We start from the raw sequence: 19,505 nt of genomic DNA on the forward strand, positions 1-19,505 counted from the left end.
ATCAGAGCCCCCCGCAATGTATTTCAGTGCATCGGGCGTGAGCTACTTCTTGATCGAGCGGCGAGCCTGTAGCTGGGCGCTGTCAGCTGCTGCACGTCCCGCCGCCCAACCATTGCCGTTGCCGATGGAAATCCCGCGGTTTCGGATGGTGGGGAACAGCGCGTCGAACGCCTCATCCACTTTGTGTTGGTGGGAGCGGAGCGCCGGAAGCAAACGCGCCGGATCCGGGGATTCCGCAATCGTCGTCTCATTCGCTTCTTCGAGTCGCTCACCGATGCGCGTTGCATAGGCGATAAGGAATGACTTGCGGTATGCGCGGCTTCTGGCATCGGCGCTGCGCTTGGATTCGTTGCCGCTGGCGATCATCGCTCTGGTGGCCTGAACGAGCAACGAGGTCGTCAGCAATTCGATTGCCTCCAAGTCGCTTTCGTCACCGACGACGGTCATGAAGCCGAATGCCGAGGCGAAGATCGCGCGGCACCGGTTGGCCTTGGTGACCACATCGACAAGCAGCGCTTTCGCGTCGACATAGGGGGTGTCCAACCAGATCCGGCACGCGCCGGGCAGATCGGGCACGGCGTTATCCGCATCGACGAGTACCCGATCGAGCGCGTATTTGGTCATCAGCTCCTGGGCCTTGGCCGAAAGTGCCTCCGCCTCTTCGGGATATGACGTCGACTCGGCCTTCGCGAGCAGTCCGCGGACTCGGCTCAGGACCTTGGCGTCGACGGCGTGGTGGTGCGCTGCGGCTTGCGGTCGTGCAGTGCCGGGCAGGGGCCGGATCAGTTCCAGCTTTGGTAGTCGGATCAGCATCGCAAGTGCCTCGACCACAGTCGTCAGCGCCTCCGCCGCCGTCAGTAGATGTCTCGCGGCCCACTGGCCGAGGTGCGGTTCTGATGCGGACCACCAGATGTCGGCTCCCAGCTCGGCGAGCTGCAATTGCCAGGTCTCATCGACCGATTCCGGCGCGAGAGGCCGGACGTAGGCGGCCATGACATCGATGAGCAGCGCGATCGCGAACTCGTCCACGCGTCGCCGCGCGACCTGGTGGATGTCTTCCGGAAGCCAGCCGTATTGAAAGATTCGGCCGATGATGTGCTGTGCCGCCAGGTGCGCGCCTTCCGCTTGCTCGCGCGTCAGCGGCTCGCGCCCGACGAGCTGTTGCGCGAATTGCACAGCGGCTCGGGCATTCCCCTGCGCGGTCTCCATTGCCGTGGCCATGATCGCGTTCGCGATCTGCTCGGAATCCTGTGGCCCACTGGACTGCGCAGACCAGTATGCGGAGCCGTTGGCGGCGCCACGCTCTCCCGAGCGCCGCCGACGATTTTGCTTGCCCATGACCGACCCCCTTACATAGTCCGGCGGTGTCCAACTTCGCCACAACCGTATAGGCCGGGGAGAGACTAGGGCCGGGTGCCCGTTGACCACAGCGGCGTCGTCTCCACCCGCGACAGCCGCCAGCCCTCCGCCGTGCGAACAGCGTCGAAGCGGTAGACCTCGCCGAGGGTGTACTGCGGCTCCGACACGGCGGTAGTGGCCTGCGCGAAGGTGGCGATGAGATTCGCGCGCACCTCGGCCGCATCGCCGTGCAGGTCGATCATCACATTGGTGATGAAATGCTGAATGCGCTTGTCATCGGAGTGATTCCGGCTCGCCTGCGCGATGAGCGCATCGCGACCCTCGGCCCGGCCGCCAGGGGTTTTCGCGGTCGCTTCGGCGGTGTAGATCGTGCGGAAGTCATCGAAGCGGCCCTCGTCCAATGCGCGGCCCAATTGATTGACCAGCCCGGTGATCTCGTTGCGGTCCACCAGCTCGCGAAGTTGGTGCGTGTCGTCTTTGGTGGCAGTGGTGCAGGCGGTGAGCAGCGCCAGGGGCAGTGCGGCGAGGGGGAGGAAGCGGCGGATCTTGCGCATTGGTCTAACCTTCCGGAATAAACGTTGGTAACTCCAACGTTGGCAAGTCCAACGATAACAGATCGTGGGTTACACCAACAAGTATTGCTACATTGCTCTCATGGAGATCGCGCACGAGGACACCCCGGGCAGGCTGCGCGCCCTGCCCACCCGACTGGTCAACCAGGTGGCCATCCTCGCCAACCGGGCGACCGAGCGCGCCTTCGAAGCAACCGGATCGCGCCGCTACCACTACGCCCTGCTTGCCACGCTCGGCGAGTTCGGTCCCGCCAGTCAGGCCGATCTCGGCCGTCGTACCCGCATCGACCGCAGCGATATCGTCGCCGCACTGAACGATCTCGCAGAGCGTGGCTTGATCGAACGCACCCCGGATCCGAGCGACCGCCGCCGCAATATCGTCACCATCACCAAGGCGGGCACCCGCCACCTCGACGAACTGGACCAACGAATCGAAGGCGCCCAGGACGATCTACTCACCGCCCTCTCCGCCGCCGAGCGCCGCGAACTGGTCCGGCTGCTCATCCGGATCCTCGATGATCATGTGCAAGGGTGATCGCGCCCCTATTTCCGCAGGCCGGGGGTAGGGCGCGCGGAGCGAGCAACTAAACTGCATCCGTGAGTCTTGTGCTGCTACCTGCTGTCGATGTCGCCAATGGAGAGGCCGTGCGCCTGGTTCAGGGGGAGGCGGGCAGCGAAACCAATTACGGCTCCCCGCGCGACGCGGCACTCGCCTGGCAGGAAGCCGGTGCGGAGTGGGTGCATCTGGTCGATCTCGACGCGGCATTCGGCCGTGGTTCCAATCGTGAACTGCTGGCCAAGGTCGTCGGAGAACTCGATGTCAAGGTGGAGCTGTCCGGCGGCATCCGCGACGACGAATCCCTGGAGGCCGCGCTGGGTACCGGCTGTGCCCGGGTGAACCTCGGCACCGCCGCGCTGGAGGATCCGCAGTGGTGTGCCCGCGCCATCGCCAAGCACGGTGAGCGCATCGCCGTCGGCCTGGATGTACGGATCATCGACGGCGAACACCGGCTGCGCGGCCGCGGCTGGGTCAGCGACGGCGGTGATCTGTGGGAGGTGCTCGAACGCCTCGAGCGCGACGGTTGCTCGCGCTACGTGGTCACCGACGTGACCAAGGACGGCACCCTCACCGGCCCCAACCTGGATCTGCTGCGCGAAGTCTGCGCCGCCACCGATGCGCCGGTCATCGCCTCCGGCGGCGTCTCCACCATCGAGGATCTGATCGCCATCGCCGAACTGGTGCCCGAGGGTGTCGAGGGTTCGATTGTTGGCAAGGCGCTGTACGCGGGCCGCTTCACGCTGCCCGAGGCGCTGGCCGCGGTCCGCTGACGATTCGATGACCGCCAACCGCCTCGACACCGAACTACCGGCCCTGCTCGACGTCGCCGCCGAAATCCTCGATGCGGCAAGCCCGCGTTTCGTCGAAGGGGTCGGCGCGCCGAGCGCGGTGGCCAAGGGCCGCAACGACTTCGCGACCGAACTCGACCTGGAGTTGGAGCGCACCATCTCCGCGCAGCTCGAGCAGCGCACCGGAATCGAGGTGCACGGCGAGGAATTCGGCGGACCGCAGCTGACATCGGGGACCGCGTGGGTGCTCGATCCGATCGACGGCACCTTCAATTACTCATCGGGACACCCCCTTTCGGGCATGCTGCTGGCCCTGGTACACGACGGGGAGCCGCTGCTCGGGCTGACCTGGCTGCCGCTGCTCGGCCAGCGCTATTCGGCGGCCGTCGATGGTCCGGTGCTGCTCAACGGCGAACCGCTGCCGCGCCTGCCGCACGGGAAGCTCGGCGAGGCGATGATCGGCTTCGGCGCGTTCAATGTGGATTCCGCCGGACGCATTCCCGGCCGGTTCCGTTTCGACCTGCTCGGTCCGCTGAGCAGGCTGTCCTCGCGGGTACGCATGCACGGTTCCACCGGTATCGATCTCGCGTTCACCGCATCGGGCGTGCTCGGCGGCGCGATCGTCTTCGGGCACCATCCGTGGGACAACGCCGCGGGCGTTGCGCTGGTGCGTGCGGCGGGCGGGGTGGTCACCGATCTGGCGGGGGATCCGTGGACCATCACCTCGGGTTCGGTGCTGGCCGCCGCGCCGGGGGTGCACGAGGAACTGCTCGAAATGATTTGCACGGTCGCCGACGATGCGTGAGGCTGCGCGCCAAGGACATGGGGGATGGCGGTCGGCGGAGTCGGCGGGTGCGTCAACACATAGGGGGTTGGCAGCCGGCGGGGTCGGTCAACACCGGGGAATGGCGGCCGGGCGGAATGGGTGAACAACACAGCATGATTCGAAGAAGGGTGAGCCGATGACGTTGGCGGTACGCGTGATTCCGTGCCTGGATGTCGACGCGGGCCGGGTGGTCAAGGGCGTCAACTTCGAAAACCTGCGTGACGCGGGCGATCCCGTCGAACTCGCCGCCGCCTACGACCTGCAGGGCGCCGACGAGCTGACCTTCCTCGACGTCACCGCCTCCACTGGCGACCGCGGCACCATGATCGATGTGGTGACCCGCACGGCCGAGCAGATCTTCATCCCGCTCACCGTCGGCGGCGGCGTGCGCACGGTCGGGGATGTCGACCGGCTGCTGCGTGCGGGCGCGGACAAGGTATCGGTGAATACCGCCGCCATCGCGCGCCCCGAAGTCTTGCGGGAAATGTCGGAGCGCTTCGGTTCCCAGTGCATCGTGCTGTCGGTGGACGCCCGTACCGTTCCGGACGGCCAGCCCGACACTCCGTCCGGCTGGGAGGTCACCACACACGGCGGCAAGCGCGGCACCGGTATCGACGCCATCGAATGGGCTGTGCGCGGCGCCGAACTCGGCGTCGGCGAGATCCTGCTCAACTCGATGGACGCCGACGGCACCAAGGCGGGCTTCGACCTCCCCATGATCAAGGCTGTCCGCGAAGCGGTCTCGATACCGGTGATCGCCAGCGGCGGCGCGGGCGCCGTCGAACACTTCGCCCCCGCCGTCCAGGCCGGCGCAGACGCCGTCCTGGCCGCCAGCGTCTTCCACTTCGGCGACCTCACCATCCCCCAGGTAAAAGCCGCCATGCGCGCCGAACAAATCATCGTCCGCTAGCCCGCGCACCTGACGCATAACCAGTGATTGCCTCACACAAGGTATAGCCTCTGCGAGGTTCTCGGCCGATATGCGACAGACCGAAGGAATGAGATGCAAAGGCGTTGCGGTTGCACCGGGGATGAGTATCGGAATTGCGTTGTCTCCGTTTGCCCTCGATGCCGCCGACAATGCGGTGGATGGTGCCGTTGTGCTGGGGCGGGAGGCCGCCGGGGCCGGGTTGAGTTCACTGTGGTTCGGTCAATTGTTCTCGCATGACACCATCAGCGTTGCCGGCACTGTCGGGCGCGAGGTGCCGGAGTTGGCGGTCGGCACATCGGTCGTTCCGATTTCCGCGCGACATCCACTCCTGATCGCGAGCCAGGCACAGACGGCTCAGGCCGCAACGCACGGTCGCTTCACCCTCGGCCTCGGGCTCGGCGCCCGCTCGATTACCGAGTCGGCGTTCGGCGAGAACTTCGACCGGCCGATTACTCGGCTTCGCGAATTCCTGATCGCATTGCGCGGCGTGCTGGACAACGGTTCGGTGGAATTCCGCGGCGAAACCCTCAGTGCCGTAACGCCGATGCCCGCCGCGGTCGCGGGTGCAGAGCCGACGGTGCCGGTCCTCGTCGCGGCGATGGGCCCGCAAGCGCTGCGCGTGACCGCCGAATCGGCCGACGGCACAATGCCATTTCTGGTCGGTCCGAAAGCAATAGGCGAGCACATCGTCGCGCCCACCACGGCGGCGGCCGAACAAGCCGGACGTCCGCGACCCCGCATTGTCGCCATGGTTGCGGGCGTGGTCACCGCCGATGTCGACAGCACTCGCGCGGCGGCGGCCGAACAGATGGCCTTCTACAACGAGATTCCGTCCTATCGGCGAATGATCGAACTATCTGGCGTATCGCACGCCGCCGAACTCGCCGTGATCGGTGACGAACAGACCCTCGCCGATCAGATCAACGCCTACTTCGAAGCTGGTGCCACCGATGTTGTTGTGGCCCAAACAGATCTGGCGTCCGAGGCCGACCGTCGGCGCACCTGGGAGCTCCTCGGTGAGCTGAATCGCACTCGCACAGTTTGACATTCTTCGGATTCTTCGGCCGCCACGCCGGGGCGGTGATTGCTATCTGCTCGACAGTTACCCAGGCTTAGCGACCATGTCCGCCACGTGTCCCGCATGCTCCTGGTCATCGCCGATGCTGGTGTCGACACATGGTTCGGTTCGCTATCTTCGTTGTGTCTGTGGCAAATGGCTGGTTGCCCACCGGGGTGGGGTGAACTTGGTCACCGGCAGGGCCGCCTGCGCCAAAAAGCCTGTGGCCGAACATCTCGAACTGATTCCGTTGCCGGAGGAGTAGGAACCGTCGTGGCGGGTGGTGTTTCGGCACTACACGATGTGTTCCGGCGGGGGAGCCCCCTGTATAACGGTGATATGACTCTCGACCCCACCATCGCCGCCCGGCTCAAGCGCAATGACGCCGGACTCGTCGCCGCGGTCGCGCAGGAGCGCGGCACCGGCGATGTGCTGATGGTTGCCTGGATGGACGACGAGGCGCTGGCCCGCACGCTGGAAACCCGCAAGGCGACCTATTATTCACGTTCGCGCCAGCAGTACTGGGTCAAGGGCGAAACCTCCGGCCACACCCAGTATGTGCACGAGGTCCGCCTCGATTGCGACGGCGACACCATTCTGCTCGTCGTCGACCAGGAGGGCGCGGCCTGCCACACCGGCACGCACACCTGCTTCGACTCCGACCTGCTGCTCGCCGACAGCTGAGCCCCACCTGTTATGAATTCGGCTGCTCGCCGGGCTCCTCGACCAGCGCCGAGCTGCCGTTGGACTGGCTCAGAGTGTCGCTGAGCTGCCTGACGAGCAGTTCGCTGAGGTCGGCGAGTTGCGCAGTCTGTTCGGCGTCGAGACCATCGAATACCAACTGCCGCACCGCATCCAGATAACCGGGCGCCGCCTCGACGACCTTCGAGTAGCCGTCGTCGGTGAGCACCGCCTGCACACCCCGGCGGCCGGTGGTTGCTGACCGTTGTGCCCAGCCCATTCGCTCCAGCTTCGACACCACATGGGACAGTCGCGATAGCGATGCATTTGCTTTGTGGGCAAGCTCACTCATCTGCAGCCGATGGCCGGGCTCCTCGGACAACAGCGTGAGCACCCAGTATTCGAAATGCGTCACCCCGGATTCGCGCTGCAGGTGGGTATCCAAAGCGCCTGGTAGACGTGTCATCAGCGCTACGATCGCACGCCAAGCTCGTTGTTCGTCCGGGTCGAGCCACTTCGTCACTGGGTGCCTTCTTTCGAGCCAAGTGACGTCTTATTGTTAGCGAACCTAGCGATTAACGAAAAGCATGTTCACGGTCACTCGCGTAAATGAGTTTGCCACGACTTCGCTCGACCGTCATGGACTTGGTTCGCGACGTGAGGTCACTCACAGAGCCGGATGGCGTGTCGGCTACGTGCCCTAGGGGACCGTCGGCGTTTGCGGAGTGGCGGCGGGTGGCGTCGGTGCCGTCTGCTTGCCGGGGTGCCTGCGCCGCCACCATCGACCGCTGATCAGGGCCGACGCGGCGAGGAAGACCACGACCGCCACGATGGCGCCTACCAGTGACGCGCCACGGAAGGCGGGTGCGTCGACATCCAGAATTCGTTGGCCGGCATGTGCGGCATTACTTCCGCCGAGCACGATCGACAGTGTCATCAGGTTCGGAATCGCGACGATCAGCGCGAGCAACGCGGCAGCACCCGCGACGAACTTTCCGGCTCGCCGCTTCCAGATAAGTGCAGCGAACATCAGCAGGAACAGCGGGATGGCGGTGCCGAGCAAGCCGTATACCAGCCCCCAGCCGATGCCCTTGCTGAAACTGCCGCTCACCAGCTCGGCGATGCGCTGCGCCCACCAGCGTGGAATGAACGCCGCCAGAATGAAGTAGGCGATGATCAGTACGACGATGACCGCCAGCGCGCCGATGATCCGAGTGCGCCACGTGGCCAGCGTGGATTTCTGCCCGTCCGGCCGAACCTCGCTCGAAGTCATGAACCCAGCGTATGCCGGGCAACCAGGAGATCAATGCGATAGAACTGGCGTTTTCGCGGTGATTACCGCTCGTTGACGAATAGGGCTACTGCAGAGCGCGCTCGCGCAGGAACTTCAGCGCCTCGTCCGCGTGCGCGTCGGCCCGAAACTCGCCGGTGATCACCTTGGCGACCTTGCGATCCCGATCGATCACGAAAGTCTGCCGCTTGACCGGTGCGAGCTTGCCGAGCAGTCCGCGCTTCACCCCGAACGCCGAGGCGACCTTGCCGTCGGCATCCGACAGCAACGGGTATCCGAGGTTCTGCTTGGAGGCGAATCCGGCCTGGGTATCGACGCCGTCGGTGCTGATGCCGACGCACGATGCGCCCAGCGCCGTGAATTCGGCGGACAGATCACGGAAATGGCACGCCTCCGCCGTGCAGATCGGCGTATTCGCGGCGGGGTAGAAGAACAGCACCAGCGGACCGTTCGCGAGCAGCGCATCGAGCGAACGCGGGGTGCCGGATTGATCGGGAAGCTCGAACTCGGGAGCGAGCTGACCTGTCTGCATAGTGGGGACAGTACCGGGCGCGAGGTCGGTTTGCCGCCCCCGCGCTCGGTCCCGTCAGGCCGGATACCGGAATGACGAGTTCTTATCGCGACTAAGCGCCGATGAGTGCGGCGACTTCTGGATTTTTGATCTGCATGACATCAAGAATTCCGTGTGCGCGCAGCAGCGGCCTGAGTTCCCTGATCCGGTCGCTGTGAGTGGCGTACTCATCCGGAAAGTGGTGCTTGTCCAGGGCTTCCAGCGCCTTCACGTAGGTGACGAAGGACGCTAGGGCGTTCAGGTGGTTGGAACTCGGTGATCCGCCCATCGAATGCAGGCCGACCATCCGCGGGGGTTGACCAGGCAGGCCCGAACCGGCGGCGTGCCGCCCGTCGGGTGCACCTGGTTGCGAGGGGTACATCTGTTGTCTCCTCTCGAAATGGGTACCGCGTATGAGATCGAACGGGGCGAGTGTAGTGACGGCTGTCACCAGCCCTTGCGGCACGTCAGAACCGGACAGTCGGTTCACGAGGAGGGGACGCGCCGACAAGGCTGTCGGTGCCGCCTGGGATGATGAACACATGCCTGGCGCGTCCACTCCCACCACCACGACCCGCGAACAGTTCCACGAGCTGGCCGCGGTGCATCGGGTGGTCCCCGTGACCCGAAAGGTGCTGGCGGACTCCGAAACTCCGCTGTCGGCCTACCGCAAGTTGGCCGCGGATCGGGCCGGTACCTTCCTGTTCGAGTCCGCGGAGAACGGGCGGTCGTGGTCGCGCTGGTCGTTCATCGGTGCCGGCAGCCCCTCCGCGCTGACGGTGGTGGACGGCGAAGCGGCTTGGCTCGGGCACACCCCCGCGGACGCGCCCTGCGGCGGCGATCCGCTGGTGGCGCTGCGTGAAACCCTGCAACTGCTGCAGACCGAGCGGCTGCCCGGCCTGCCCCCGCTGACCGGCGGCATGGTCGGCTACCTCGGCTACGACGCGGTTCGCCGCATCGAGCGACTGCCCACCCTCGCCGCCGACGATCTGCGGCTGCCCGAGATGGTGCTGATGCTCGCCACCGATCTCGCGGCCTTCGACCACCACGAGGGCGCGATCACACTCATCGCCAATGCGGTCAACTGGAACGGCACCGCCGAACGGGTCGACGAGGCCTATGACGATGCGGTGGCCCGGCTGGACCGGATGACCGCCGCGCTGGCCGCGCCCTCGGAGTCCACGGTTTCGGTCTTCGATCAGCCCGAGCCGGAGTACATCCGCCGCCGCACCACCGAAGAGTTCGGGGCGGGCGTACGTCGCCTGGTCAAGGAGATCGAGGCGGGCGAGGCCTTCCAGGTGGTGCTCTCGCAGCGCTTCGAAATGGATTACGACGGCGCGCCTTTGGACCTGTACCGGATGCTGCGCGCCTCCAATCCGAGCCCGTACATGTATCTGATCCACATCCCGGACGGCGACGGCGGCACCGCGTTCTCCATCGTCGGCTCCAGCCCGGAATCGCTGGTGACCGTGAAAGAAGGGGTGGCGACGACCCATCCGATCGCGGGCACCCGGTGGCGTGGCGCCACCGAGGAGGACGATCTGCTGCTGGAGAAGGGGCTGCTGGCCGACGAGAAGGAGAACGCCGAGCATCTCATGCTCGTCGACCTCGGCCGCAACGATCTGGGCCGGGTCTGCCAGCCGGGCACGGTGCGGGTCACCGAGTATCGGCACATCGAGCGCTACAGCCATGTCATGCATCTGGTCTCGACGGTCTCGGGCCGCCTCGCGCCGGGAAAGATCGCGCTGGACGCGGTCAGTGCCTGCTTCCCCGCGGGCACGCTGTCCGGTGCGCCGAAGGTGCGCGCGATGGAACTCATCGAGGAGCTCGAGCCCACCCGCCGCGGCGTCTACGGTGGTGTCGTCGGCTATCTCGACTTCGCGGGCGATGCGGATACCGCGATCGCCATTCGCACCGCACTGCTGAAGGACGGCACCGCCTATGTGCAGGCCGGTGCCGGCATCGTCGCGGATTCGGATCCGGACTACGAGGACGTCGAATCCCGCAACAAGGCCATGGCGGTGCTGCGGGCGGTGGCGGCCGCGAAAACGGTTCGGGCGTATAGCGCACCTGCGGACGGCAGCGCGGAATGACCGATTCGGAACCCGTCGACACCGATCCGACCACCCCGGCGGACGCACAGACCCCGAAGCGGAAATATCCGGTCGGCGCGATCGTCCTGCTCGCCGTCGCCGCTGCGGCGCTGTGGGGCTCCTCCCGGATGACATGGGTAACTGTCTCGTCCACCGACGGGCTCACCGAACCGCGGACCGACAAACTGAACGGCGGTGTCTGGTTCGGTGCGCTGACTCCGCTTGCACTGGTACTGCTGGCCGCCATCGCCGCGGTGCTGGCGACCCGCGGCTGGCTGCGGCGCATGTTCGGCATCCTGATCGGCTTGGTCGCGGCGGTGACGGCGGTTCCCGCCTTCGCCCTGCTGACCAGATCCGGCGCGACGGCGGCCCGTGCCGCCACGCTGGCGGAGCTGCCCGGCCGCGCGACGGTCACCGAGGTGGTCACTTCCCAGTTTCCGGCCGTTCTTTCGCTGCTGGGAGCGCTGGCGGCCTTCGTGGCCGGTGTCCTGCTGGCCCGTATGCCCGAGGACGCCGCCCGCCTGTCCGGCAAGTACGACAATCCGGTCTTCCGCAGGGCCGCCGCCACCGAACAGGTGACGCGTCAGCTCACCGACGAGGTGGCGGGCGATACGGGTCAGCTTTCCGAGCGCGTGCTCTGGGATGCGTTGGACGCGGGAACCGACCCGACCGAGGAAGCGAGTCGGCCCCCTTCGGCCACTGACGATTCCGCCGATCATGATCAGGGGAAACAAGGGCATCGAGGTGTCTGAGCAGGTGAGTACAAACCCCGGCGCAGTTGCGCCACAAGCAGCCATTTATTCTTTGTCAGCATCGGTGAGACAGCGCCTGGGGGGATTCTCAGGCAGCAAGTCCGTCTCCCCAGAAAGGATTCGAGCCAGATGACGGTACTCGACTCGATTCTCGACGGGGTCCGCGCGGATGTGGCCGCTCGGGAAGCCCTTCTGGACTTCCAGGCGATCAAGGCGGCCGCGGTCGCGGCGCCCGCGCCGCTGGACGCCCGCGCCGCGCTCCTCGAAGACGGCATCGGCGTCATTGCCGAGGTCAAGCGGGCCAGCCCGTCCAAGGGGGAGCTCGCGGATATCCCGGACCCGGCGAGTCTGGCCAAGTCCTACGAGGACGGCGGAGCGCGCATCATCAGCGTGCTCACCGAGGGCCGTCGCTTCCACGGGTCGCTCGACGATCTGGACGCGGTGCGCGCCTGCGTGAACATCCCGATCCTGCGCAAGGATTTCGTCGTCGGGCCCTACCAGATCCACGAGGCTCGTGCGCACGGCGCCGACGTCATCCTGCTCATCGTGGCCGCCCTGGAACAGGACGTGCTGAGCTCGCTGATCGACCGCACCGAATCGCTCGGCATGACCGCGCTGGTCGAGGTGCACACCGAGGAAGAGGCCGACCGCGCCCTCGAGGCCGGCGCCTCCGTGATCGGCGTGAACGCCCGCAACCTCAAGACCCTCGAGGTGGATCGCGATGTCTTCGCGCGCATCGCGCCCGGTTTGCCCACCGAGGTCATCCGCATCGCCGAATCCGGTATCCGCGGCACCGCAGACCTGCTGGCCTATGCCGGCGCCGGTGCGGATGCCGTGCTCGTCGGCGAGGGGCTGGTCACCAGTGGCGACCCGCGCGCGGCCGTCTCCGAACTGGTGACCGCAGGCACCCATCCGTCCTGCCCGAAGCCCGCGCGGCGGGGTCGGTGACCACGGTGAGCGAGCGAAGCGAGGGAACCATCGACACAGCGGCCTGTGCGGCCACGACGAAGCCGAGCGTCGGCGAGGCGCAGTCGTGACGACACTGCCCAAGGCTTCCGACGGTATCCACGAGCGCAGCGACCACGAGCCGGATCCGGGCGGCCACTTCGGCGTCTACGGCGGCAGGCATGTGCCCGAGGCGCTGATGGCGGTGATCGAGGAGGTCACCGCCGAATACGAGAAGTGTCGCCTGGATCCCGCCTTCCTCGACGAACTGGACCGGCTGCAGCGCGACTACACCGGTCGCCCGTCGCCGATCTTCGAATGCCGGCGGCTCGCCGAGCACGCCGGTGGTGCGCGCATCATTCTCAAGCGCGAGGATCTGAACCACACCGGTTCGCACAAGATCAATAACGTGCTCGGTCAGGCATTGCTCGCCAAGCGCATGGGCAAGTCCCGGGTCATCGCGGAGACCGGCGCAGGTCAGCACGGCGTCGCCACCGCCACCGCGTGCGCACTGCTCGGCCTCGAATGCGTCGTCTACATGGGTGCGGTCGATACCGCCCGCCAGGCGCTGAATGTGGCCCGCATGCGACTGCTCGGCGCCGAGGTGATCTCGGTGCGGACCGGTTCGCAGACCCTCAAGGATGCGATCAACGAGGCGCTGCGCGACTGGGTCACCAATGCCGACGCCACCTATTACTGCTTCGGCACCGCCGCGGGCCCGCATCCTTTCCCGATGATGGTGCGCGATCTCCAGCGCATCGTCGGGCTGGAGGCCCGCGCCCAGGTACAGGCGCTCACCGGGCGGCTGCCCGATGCGGTCACGGCCTGCGTCGGCGGTGGCTCCAACGCCATCGGCATCTTCCATCCCTTCATCGACGATCCCGGCGTGCGGCTGATCGGTTACGAGGCGGCCGGTGACGGCGTCGAAACCGGAAGGCACGCCGCGACTTTCACCGGTGGTACCCCCGGCGCATTCCAGGGCGCGTACTCGTATCTGCTGCAGGACGAGGACGGCCAGACCATCGAATCGCATTCGATCTCGGCCGGTTTGGACTATCCGGGTGTGGGTCCGGAACACGCCTACCTCAAGGACATCGGTCGCGCCGAATACCAGCCGATCACCGATGTCGAGGCGATGGACGCGCTGCTGCTGCTCAGCCGCGCCGAGGGCATCATTCCGGCGATCGAATCCGCGCATGCGGTGGCCGGTGCGATGAAGCTGGGCAAGGAACTCGGCAAGGGCGCGATCATCCTGGTGAACCTGTCCGGGCGCGGCGACAAGGATATGGACACGGCGGCACGATGGTTCGGGCTGTTCGACGACCACGCCGCCGACAAGGAGAGCCACCAGTGAGCGAGCAGTCCCGCCTTGCCAACACCTTCGCCGCCTGTCGCGCGGAGGGCCGGGCCGCGCTGATCGGCTATCTGCCCGCGGGCTACCCGGATCTGGCCGGTTCGATCGAGGTGTGCCGCACCATGGTCGAATCCGGTTGCGACATAGTCGAAGTCGGCGTCGCCTACTCCGATCCGGTGATGGACGGACCGACCATCCAGGCCGCCGCCGATCAGGCGTTGCGCGGTGGTGTCCGGGTGCGCGATGTGTTCTCGGTGGTCGAGGCGATCACCGCGGCGGGCGGTAAGGCCGTCGTGATGAGCTACTGGAATCCGGTGCTGCAGTACGGCGTCGACCGTTTCTCGCGCGATCTGGCCGCCGCGGGCGGGTCCGGCATCATCACCCCCAACCTCATCCCGGAGGAGGCCGACAGCTGGTTCGTCGCCTCGGCCGCACACGGTCTGGACCGCATCTTCCTGGTCGCGCCGTCGTCCACCGAGGAGCGTCTGGTCAAGACGCTGGAGGCCAGCCGCGGCTTCGTCTATGCGGCCTCGACCATGGGTGTCACCGGCGCCCGAGATGTGGTCTCCTCCGCGGCCCCGGCGTTGTGCGAGCGCATCCGCGCCCACTCCGATATCCCGATCGGTGTCGGCCTCGGCGTGCGAAACGGTGCGCAGGCGGCCGAAATCGCCTCCTACGCAGACGGAGTCATCGTCGGCTCGGCACTGGTGACCGCCGCGGCCCAGGGACTCGACGCGGTCCGCGCCCTCACGGCCGAACTGGCCGAGGGTGTTCGTTCCGCGACCGTCGCCTCCTAGGCGCCCGGGAGAGGGCGCGCCGACCGCGAATCTCGCGATGTGGCCGTGCTCCGCTACGGTTGGGGCCGTGACCTTACAAGTCCTCGCAGACAGCGTCCTGAGCAACGGTGCCGTCACCGCTGATGTGCTGGCCTACATTCCCAGCCCGTCCCAGGGCGTTTGGCATATCGGTCCATTCCCGCTACGGGCCTATGCCCTGTGCATCATCGTCGGCATCGTCGTCGCCATCTGGTGGGGTGAGCGGCGCTGGCAGGCGCGCGGCGGGCAGAAGGGCGCGATTCTCGATGTCGCGATGTTCGCGGTGCCCTTCGGTCTGGTCGGCGGGCGGCTCTATCACGTTGCCACCGACTGGCAGAAGTACTTCGGCGCCGACGGTCATCCGATCGATGCGCTGAAGATCTACCAGGGGGGCCTCGGCATCTGGGGTGCGGTCTTCCTCGGCGGCGTCGGCGCCTGGATCGGCTGCCGGGTCTACCGAATTCCATTGCCCGCATTGGGCGATGCGATCGCGCCGCCGATTCTGCTGGCCCAGGCCATCGGCCGGCTCGGCAATTACTTCAACCAGGAGCTCTACGGCCGCAAGACCGATCTGCCGTGGGGTCTGGAGATCTACCTGCGCTTCGACGATCAGGGCAAGCTCGACATGATGAACGGCGTCTCCACCGGCATCGTCGACAAGGTCGTGCAGCCGACCTTCCTGTACGAGATGATCTGGAACTTGCTGATCGTGGTGCTGCTGGTACAGATCGACAAGCGCTACCGCATCGGGCACGGCCGCCTGTTCGCGCTCTACGTCGCCGGGTACTGCCTCGGCCGATTCTTCGTCGAACTGCTGCGCGACGACGAGGCGACCAAGATCGCCGGTATCCGCATCAACTCGTTCACCTCGGCACTCGTATTCCTCGCCGCTGTCGCCTATTTCGTCTTCGCGACCAAGGGCAGGGAGACCGCCGATCAACTGCAACCGTCGACGGTCTCGCGGCCATGGCCGTGGCAGATCGGGGCCCTGCGGGCGGCAGGCGCCGAATCCGAGGCCGCGTCGAAGGCGGCCGCGGTGGCCGAAGCAGCGCCGCCGAAGCACAGTGCCGAGAATCCGGATCCGACAAAATCCGAGAACTCCGGCAACGAACCGGATACCGCCGGCGATAACTCAACGGAGTCCGAAACCTCGGACGCCGAGCAGGGCAAGGTCGATACCTCGAAAAAACACGGCTGATCCCATAACGACTTGGGCAACTGGCCGGTGCAACGAGTAGACACGCGAACGCGTGTCCGCGACGATACCTTCGGGCGCCCAATTGCCCGGCAAAATACGCGGGGAGACGGGTGAGTACCCGTCGAAATGCACGAATGATGGAGGACATTTAGTGACCGACCCCTACCAGAACCAGCCAGGCTTCGGCGGCCCACAGTACGGTCCGCCCGGGACGGGGCCGGACCTGAACAAGCAGCCCGATGCGCCGGGGCAGCAGTACCCGTCGGATCCGTACAACCAGCAGCAGCCGCAGTACGGTCAGCCGCAGTACGGCCAGCCCGATCCCTACGGTCAGCAGCCGGGCGGCTACCCACCCGCGCCGTACCAGGGCGGCGGCTACAACCCGAATGATCCGGAAGCACCCTACGGTCGCGACCCGTTCGGCGTGCCGTTCTCGGATAAGCAGAAGCTGACCGCGGGTCTGCTGCAGATCTTCCTCGGTGGTTTCGGTATCGGCCGTTTCTACACCGGCCACACCGGCATCGCGATTGCCCAGATCGCGGTCACCTGGCTGACCTGTGGTTTCGGCGGTATCTGGCCGCTGATCGACGGCATCATGATGCTGACCGGCAAGGTGCCCGACAGTCTCGGGCGGCCATTGCGCGACTGACCGCCGCGAACAGTTGACCGACGGGCCCCGTCGCATCGGATGACGATGCGACGGGGCCCGTCGCCATTTTCGGCAGGCTGTGCGAGGATTCGGCGCACCGTGATCGCAATACTGTCGGTCGGTATCTTCCTGGCGTAGCCTGAGCCGGGTTTTTGTGTCGAGAGAGGGACTTCCGTGCGCCGCAAGCTGTTCGCCGCCGCCATGCTCGCCATCGTCGCCGCCACCGGGCTCACCGCCTGCGGCAGCAGCAGCGATCCGAACGTGCTGAAGGTCGGCACCGAAGGTACCTACTCGCCCTTCAGCTACCAGGGCTCCGACGGCAAGCTCACCGGCTACGACATCGAGGTGATCCAGGCGGTCGGGGACAAGATCGGCAAGAAGATCGAGTTCGTGCAGACGCCGTGGGACGCGATCTTCGCCGGTCTCGAGTCCAAGCGCTTCGACCTGGTCGCCAACCAGGTGTCGATCACCGACGAGCGCAAGGCCAAGTACGCCTTGTCGCAGTCCTACACCACGTCCGAGGGTGTGATCCTCACCCGCGCGGACAGCAACAACATCACTTCGCTCGCGGACCTGAACGGCAAGACCAGCGCGCAGTCGGCGACCAGTAACTGGGCCAAGGTCGCCCAGGGCGCGGGCGCCAAGGTCGAGGCGGTGGAGGGCTTCGTGCAGGCGGTCCAGTTGCTGAAGACCGGCCGCGTCGACGCGACCGTCAACGACAGCCTGGTCGCGCTCGACTACATCAAGAAGAACGGCGACACCGGCGTCAAGATCGCCGCCAAAGCCGGTGAGGTCAGCAATCAGGCGTTCGCCGCCCGCAAGGACGACGCGCTGATCGGCCAGGTGAACACCGCGCTGGACCAGCTGCGCGCGGACGGCACGTTGGCCAAGATCTCGGAAAAGTACTTCGGCACCGACGTCAGCAAATAGCCGTCCGTGGATCCCGCAACCAGGGAGCTGATCTGGCACAACCTGTGGCCGATGCTGCAGGCCACGATCGACAAGACCATCCCGCTCACCGCCATCAGTTTCGTCATCGGTTTGGTCATCGCGTTGTTCGTGGCGCTGGCGCGGATGTCACCGCTGTGGTTCCTCTCGGCGCCCGCCAGGTTCTACATCTCGATTATTCGTGGCACGCCGCTGCTGGTGCAGCTGTTCATCGTGTTCTACGCGCTGCCGCAGTTCGATATCGTCATCGATCCGTTTCCGGCGGCGGTGATCGCATTCAGCCTCAATGTCGGCGGTTACGCCGCCGAGGTCGTGCGCGCCGCCATCCTGAGCGTCGCGGAAGGACAGTGGGAGGCGGCCAAGGCGCTCGGCATGTCGTATGCCCAGGAGTTGCGGCTGATCATCCTGCCGCAGGCCGCGCGCATCGCGGTGCCCCCGCTGTCCAACACTCTCATCTCCCTGGTGAAGGACACTTCGCTGGCCTCGACCGTCCTGGTGACCGAACTCCTGCGCACCGCGCAGCTGGCCGCCGCCCCGACCTTCGACTTTTTCGCTCTGTACGGCGTCGCCGCGCTGTATTACTGGGTGATCTGTCTGGTCCTCGGCTTCGGCCAGACCCGCCTGGAAACTCGGCTGTCCCGCCATGTCGCACGTTGAGACCCGTTTGTACTTTTCGCTAAGCCTTCGTACATATTTTTCACCTAGCTTTCACCGAGGCCACAGCAGGCTAGGGGCACTACACGGGACTAGGCTCTACTCGTGATGCGACGGACGAAGATTGTGTGCACTCTCGGCCCAGCGACCGCTACCGAGGAACGTATTCGGGAACTCGTCGAGAGCGGCATGGATGTGGCGCGGCTGAATTTCAGCCATGGCGAGCACTCCGACCATGCCGAGAACTATAAGAAAGTGCGGCAGGCCTCGGACCATCTCGGCCGGGCGGTCGGCATTCTCGCCGACCTACAGGGACCGAAGATCCGGCTGGGCCGCTTCACAGAGGGCAAGACCGTCTGGGCCAACGGTGAAGAGGTCCGCATAACCGTCGACGAGATCGACGGCACCCACGATCGCGTCTCCACCACCTACAAAGAGCTGGCCAAGGACGCCAAACCGGGCGACCGCCTGCTCATCGACGACGGCAAGGTCGGCGTCACCGTCATTCGGGTCGAGGGCAACGATGTCGTCTGCCGGGTGACCGAAGGCGGACCGGTCAGCAATAACAAGGGCGTCTCGCTGCCGGGTATGGACGTCTCCGTGCCCGCGCTGTCGGAAAAGGACATCGAGGACCTCGAATTCGCGCTCAAGCTCGGCGTCGACTTCATCGCGTTGTCGTTCGTGCGTTCACCCTCGGATGTCGAGCTGGTGCACGACGTGATGGACCGGGTCGGCCGCCGCGTTCCGGTGATCGGCAAGTTGGAGAAGCCCGAGGCCATCGACAATCTCGAGGCCATCGTGCTGGCCTTCGACGCGGTCATGGTCGCCCGCGGTGACCTCGGCGTCGAACTGCCGCTCGAGCAGGTGCCGATCGTGCAGAAGCGGGCCATCCAGATGGCTCGCGAGAATGCCAAGCCGGTCATCGTCGCGACCCAGATGCTGGAGTCGATGATCGAGAACTCCCGCCCGACCCGCGCCGAGGCCTCCGATGTCGCCAATGCGGTGCTCGACGGTGCCGATGCGGTGATGCTGTCCGGTGAGACCTCGGTCGGCGCGTATCCGATCGAGACGGTCCGCACCATGGCGCGCATCGTGCACGCGGTGGAGACCGAATCCACCCGGGTGCCACCGCTGACCCACGTGCCGCGCACCAAGCGCGGTGTCATCTCCTACGCCGCCCGCGATATCGGCGAGCGGCTCAATGCCAAGGCGCTGGTCGCCTTTACCCAGTCCGGCGATACGGTTCGCCGCCTGGCTCGTCTGCACACCCCGCTGCCGTTGCTGGCGTTCACCCCCCTTCCCGAAGTGCGCAGCCAGCTGTCGCTCACCTGGGGCACCGAAACCTTCATCGTCCCGACGGTGGACAGCACCGATGCGATGATCCACCAGGTGGATGTAGCACTGCTGTCCATGGAGCGATATCAAAAAGGTGATCTGGTGGTAATCGTGGCAGGCTCTCCGCCCGGTACTGTCGGCTCCACCA

General features: G+C 66.0%; 22 protein-coding genes. 16 read left to right on the plus strand and 6 right to left on the minus strand.

Going from position 1 to position 19,505, the window contains the following annotated elements; all coding sequences use genetic code 11:
- Positions 1-42 precede the first annotated feature (42 nt).
- Complete coding sequence (locus ON44_RS11255) at positions 43-1,338, minus strand: DUF2786 domain-containing protein (RefSeq protein ID WP_051181891.1); 1,296 nt, start codon at positions 1,336-1,338, stop codon at positions 43-45.
- A gap of 65 nt (positions 1,339-1,403) precedes the next feature.
- Entirely contained in the window at positions 1,404-1,913 is a 510-nt protein-coding gene (locus ON44_RS11260; protein WP_051181892.1) for a nuclear transport factor 2 family protein, read from the minus strand.
- A 100-nt stretch (positions 1,914-2,013) separates the two neighbouring features.
- Here ON44_RS11260 and ON44_RS11265 point away from each other — a divergent pair, with 100 nt between their 5' ends.
- The 6 genes from ON44_RS11265 (at position 2,014) to hisI (ending at position 6,776) form a co-directional block, all read left to right on the plus strand.
- The gene (locus ON44_RS11265; RefSeq protein WP_040688872.1) at positions 2,014-2,466 is read left to right on the plus strand and encodes a MarR family winged helix-turn-helix transcriptional regulator; all 453 of its coding nucleotides are present in this window, start codon (positions 2,014-2,016) and stop codon (positions 2,464-2,466) included.
- A 62-nt stretch (positions 2,467-2,528) separates the two neighbouring features.
- Complete coding sequence (priA, locus tag ON44_RS11270; protein WP_040688875.1) at positions 2,529-3,260, plus strand: bifunctional 1-(5-phosphoribosyl)-5-((5-phosphoribosylamino)methylideneamino)imidazole-4-carboxamide isomerase/phosphoribosylanthranilate isomerase PriA; 732 nt, start codon at positions 2,529-2,531, stop codon at positions 3,258-3,260.
- Positions 3,261-3,267: 7 nt separating this feature from the next.
- Positions 3,268-4,083 carry an inositol monophosphatase family protein gene (locus ON44_RS11275; RefSeq protein ID WP_040688877.1) on the plus strand — a complete coding sequence of 272 codons (816 nt, stop codon included), beginning with the start codon at positions 3,268-3,270 and terminating at the stop codon, positions 4,081-4,083.
- 157 nt (positions 4,084-4,240) lie between these two features.
- Positions 4,241-5,014, plus strand: coding sequence for an imidazole glycerol phosphate synthase subunit HisF (hisF, locus tag ON44_RS11280; protein ID WP_040688879.1), 774 nt, complete (start codon positions 4,241-4,243; stop codon positions 5,012-5,014).
- 121 nt (positions 5,015-5,135) lie between these two features.
- Entirely contained in the window at positions 5,136-6,080 is a 945-nt protein-coding gene (locus ON44_RS11285; RefSeq protein ID WP_040688881.1) for a TIGR03564 family F420-dependent LLM class oxidoreductase, read from the plus strand.
- A 351-nt stretch (positions 6,081-6,431) separates the two neighbouring features.
- Positions 6,432-6,776 (plus strand): phosphoribosyl-AMP cyclohydrolase, encoded by a 345-nt coding sequence (gene hisI, locus ON44_RS11295; RefSeq protein ID WP_040688910.1) that lies wholly within the window; start codon positions 6,432-6,434, stop codon positions 6,774-6,776.
- 10 nt (positions 6,777-6,786) lie between these two features.
- Here the strand turns inward: hisI and ON44_RS11300 are convergent, their stop codons facing one another.
- The 4 genes from ON44_RS11300 to ON44_RS11315 form a co-directional block, all read right to left on the minus strand.
- Positions 6,787-7,239: a MarR family winged helix-turn-helix transcriptional regulator gene (locus ON44_RS11300; protein WP_083897803.1), complete on the minus strand. Its 453-nt coding sequence runs from the start codon at positions 7,237-7,239 to the stop codon at positions 6,787-6,789.
- 234 nt (positions 7,240-7,473) lie between these two features.
- Positions 7,474-8,046 (minus strand): hypothetical protein, encoded by a 573-nt coding sequence (locus ON44_RS11305; protein WP_040688888.1) that lies wholly within the window; start codon positions 8,044-8,046, stop codon positions 7,474-7,476.
- 85 nt (positions 8,047-8,131) lie between these two features.
- On the minus strand, positions 8,132-8,596 hold the full coding sequence (locus tag ON44_RS11310) for a peroxiredoxin (protein ID WP_040688891.1): 465 nt from the start codon (positions 8,594-8,596) through the stop codon (positions 8,132-8,134).
- 91 nt (positions 8,597-8,687) lie between these two features.
- On the minus strand, positions 8,688-8,996 hold the full coding sequence (locus ON44_RS11315; RefSeq protein ID WP_040688895.1) for a hypothetical protein: 309 nt from the start codon (positions 8,994-8,996) through the stop codon (positions 8,688-8,690).
- Positions 8,997-9,156: 160 nt separating this feature from the next.
- Between ON44_RS11315 and ON44_RS11320 the strand changes: the two genes are divergently transcribed.
- The 10 genes from ON44_RS11320 to pyk form a co-directional block, all read left to right on the plus strand.
- A complete protein-coding gene (locus ON44_RS11320) occupies positions 9,157-10,707 on the plus strand; it encodes an anthranilate synthase component I (protein ID WP_040688896.1) in 1,551 nt (516 codons plus the stop codon).
- On the plus strand, positions 10,704-11,459 hold the full coding sequence (locus ON44_RS11325) for a TIGR02234 family membrane protein (RefSeq protein WP_051181893.1): 756 nt from the start codon (positions 10,704-10,706) through the stop codon (positions 11,457-11,459). Before ON44_RS11320 ends, ON44_RS11325 begins: the two co-directional genes overlap by 4 nt.
- Before the next feature lie 129 nt (positions 11,460-11,588).
- Complete coding sequence (gene trpC / locus ON44_RS11330; RefSeq protein WP_040688897.1) at positions 11,589-12,407, plus strand: indole-3-glycerol phosphate synthase TrpC; 819 nt, start codon at positions 11,589-11,591, stop codon at positions 12,405-12,407.
- A gap of 85 nt (positions 12,408-12,492) precedes the next feature.
- On the plus strand, positions 12,493-13,758 hold the full coding sequence (gene trpB / locus ON44_RS11335) for a tryptophan synthase subunit beta (RefSeq protein ID WP_040688898.1): 1,266 nt from the start codon (positions 12,493-12,495) through the stop codon (positions 13,756-13,758).
- Complete coding sequence (gene trpA, locus ON44_RS11340; protein WP_040688900.1) at positions 13,755-14,555, plus strand: tryptophan synthase subunit alpha; 801 nt, start codon at positions 13,755-13,757, stop codon at positions 14,553-14,555. Before trpB ends, trpA begins: the two co-directional genes overlap by 4 nt.
- Positions 14,556-14,622: 67 nt before the next feature.
- On the plus strand, positions 14,623-15,771 hold the full coding sequence (gene lgt / locus ON44_RS11345; RefSeq protein WP_245567108.1) for a prolipoprotein diacylglyceryl transferase: 1,149 nt from the start codon (positions 14,623-14,625) through the stop codon (positions 15,769-15,771).
- Between the two features lie 151 nt (positions 15,772-15,922).
- Complete coding sequence (locus ON44_RS11350) at positions 15,923-16,420, plus strand: TM2 domain-containing protein (RefSeq protein ID WP_040688903.1); 498 nt, start codon at positions 15,923-15,925, stop codon at positions 16,418-16,420.
- A gap of 174 nt (positions 16,421-16,594) precedes the next feature.
- Positions 16,595-17,350, plus strand: coding sequence for an amino acid ABC transporter substrate-binding protein (locus ON44_RS11355; protein ID WP_174415054.1), 756 nt, complete (start codon positions 16,595-16,597; stop codon positions 17,348-17,350).
- Positions 17,351-17,356: 6 nt separating this feature from the next.
- Positions 17,357-18,025 carry an amino acid ABC transporter permease gene (locus ON44_RS11360; RefSeq protein ID WP_040688905.1) on the plus strand — a complete coding sequence of 223 codons (669 nt, stop codon included), beginning with the start codon at positions 17,357-17,359 and terminating at the stop codon, positions 18,023-18,025.
- 102 nt (positions 18,026-18,127) lie between these two features.
- A partial coding sequence (gene pyk, locus ON44_RS11365; protein ID WP_174415056.1) for a pyruvate kinase occupies positions 18,128-19,505 on the plus strand: 1,378 nt, incomplete at its 3' end.

Source organism: Nocardia vinacea NBRC 16497, assembly GCF_000308835.1.
Classification (GTDB): Bacteria; Actinomycetota; Actinomycetes; order Mycobacteriales; family Mycobacteriaceae; genus Nocardia; species Nocardia vinacea.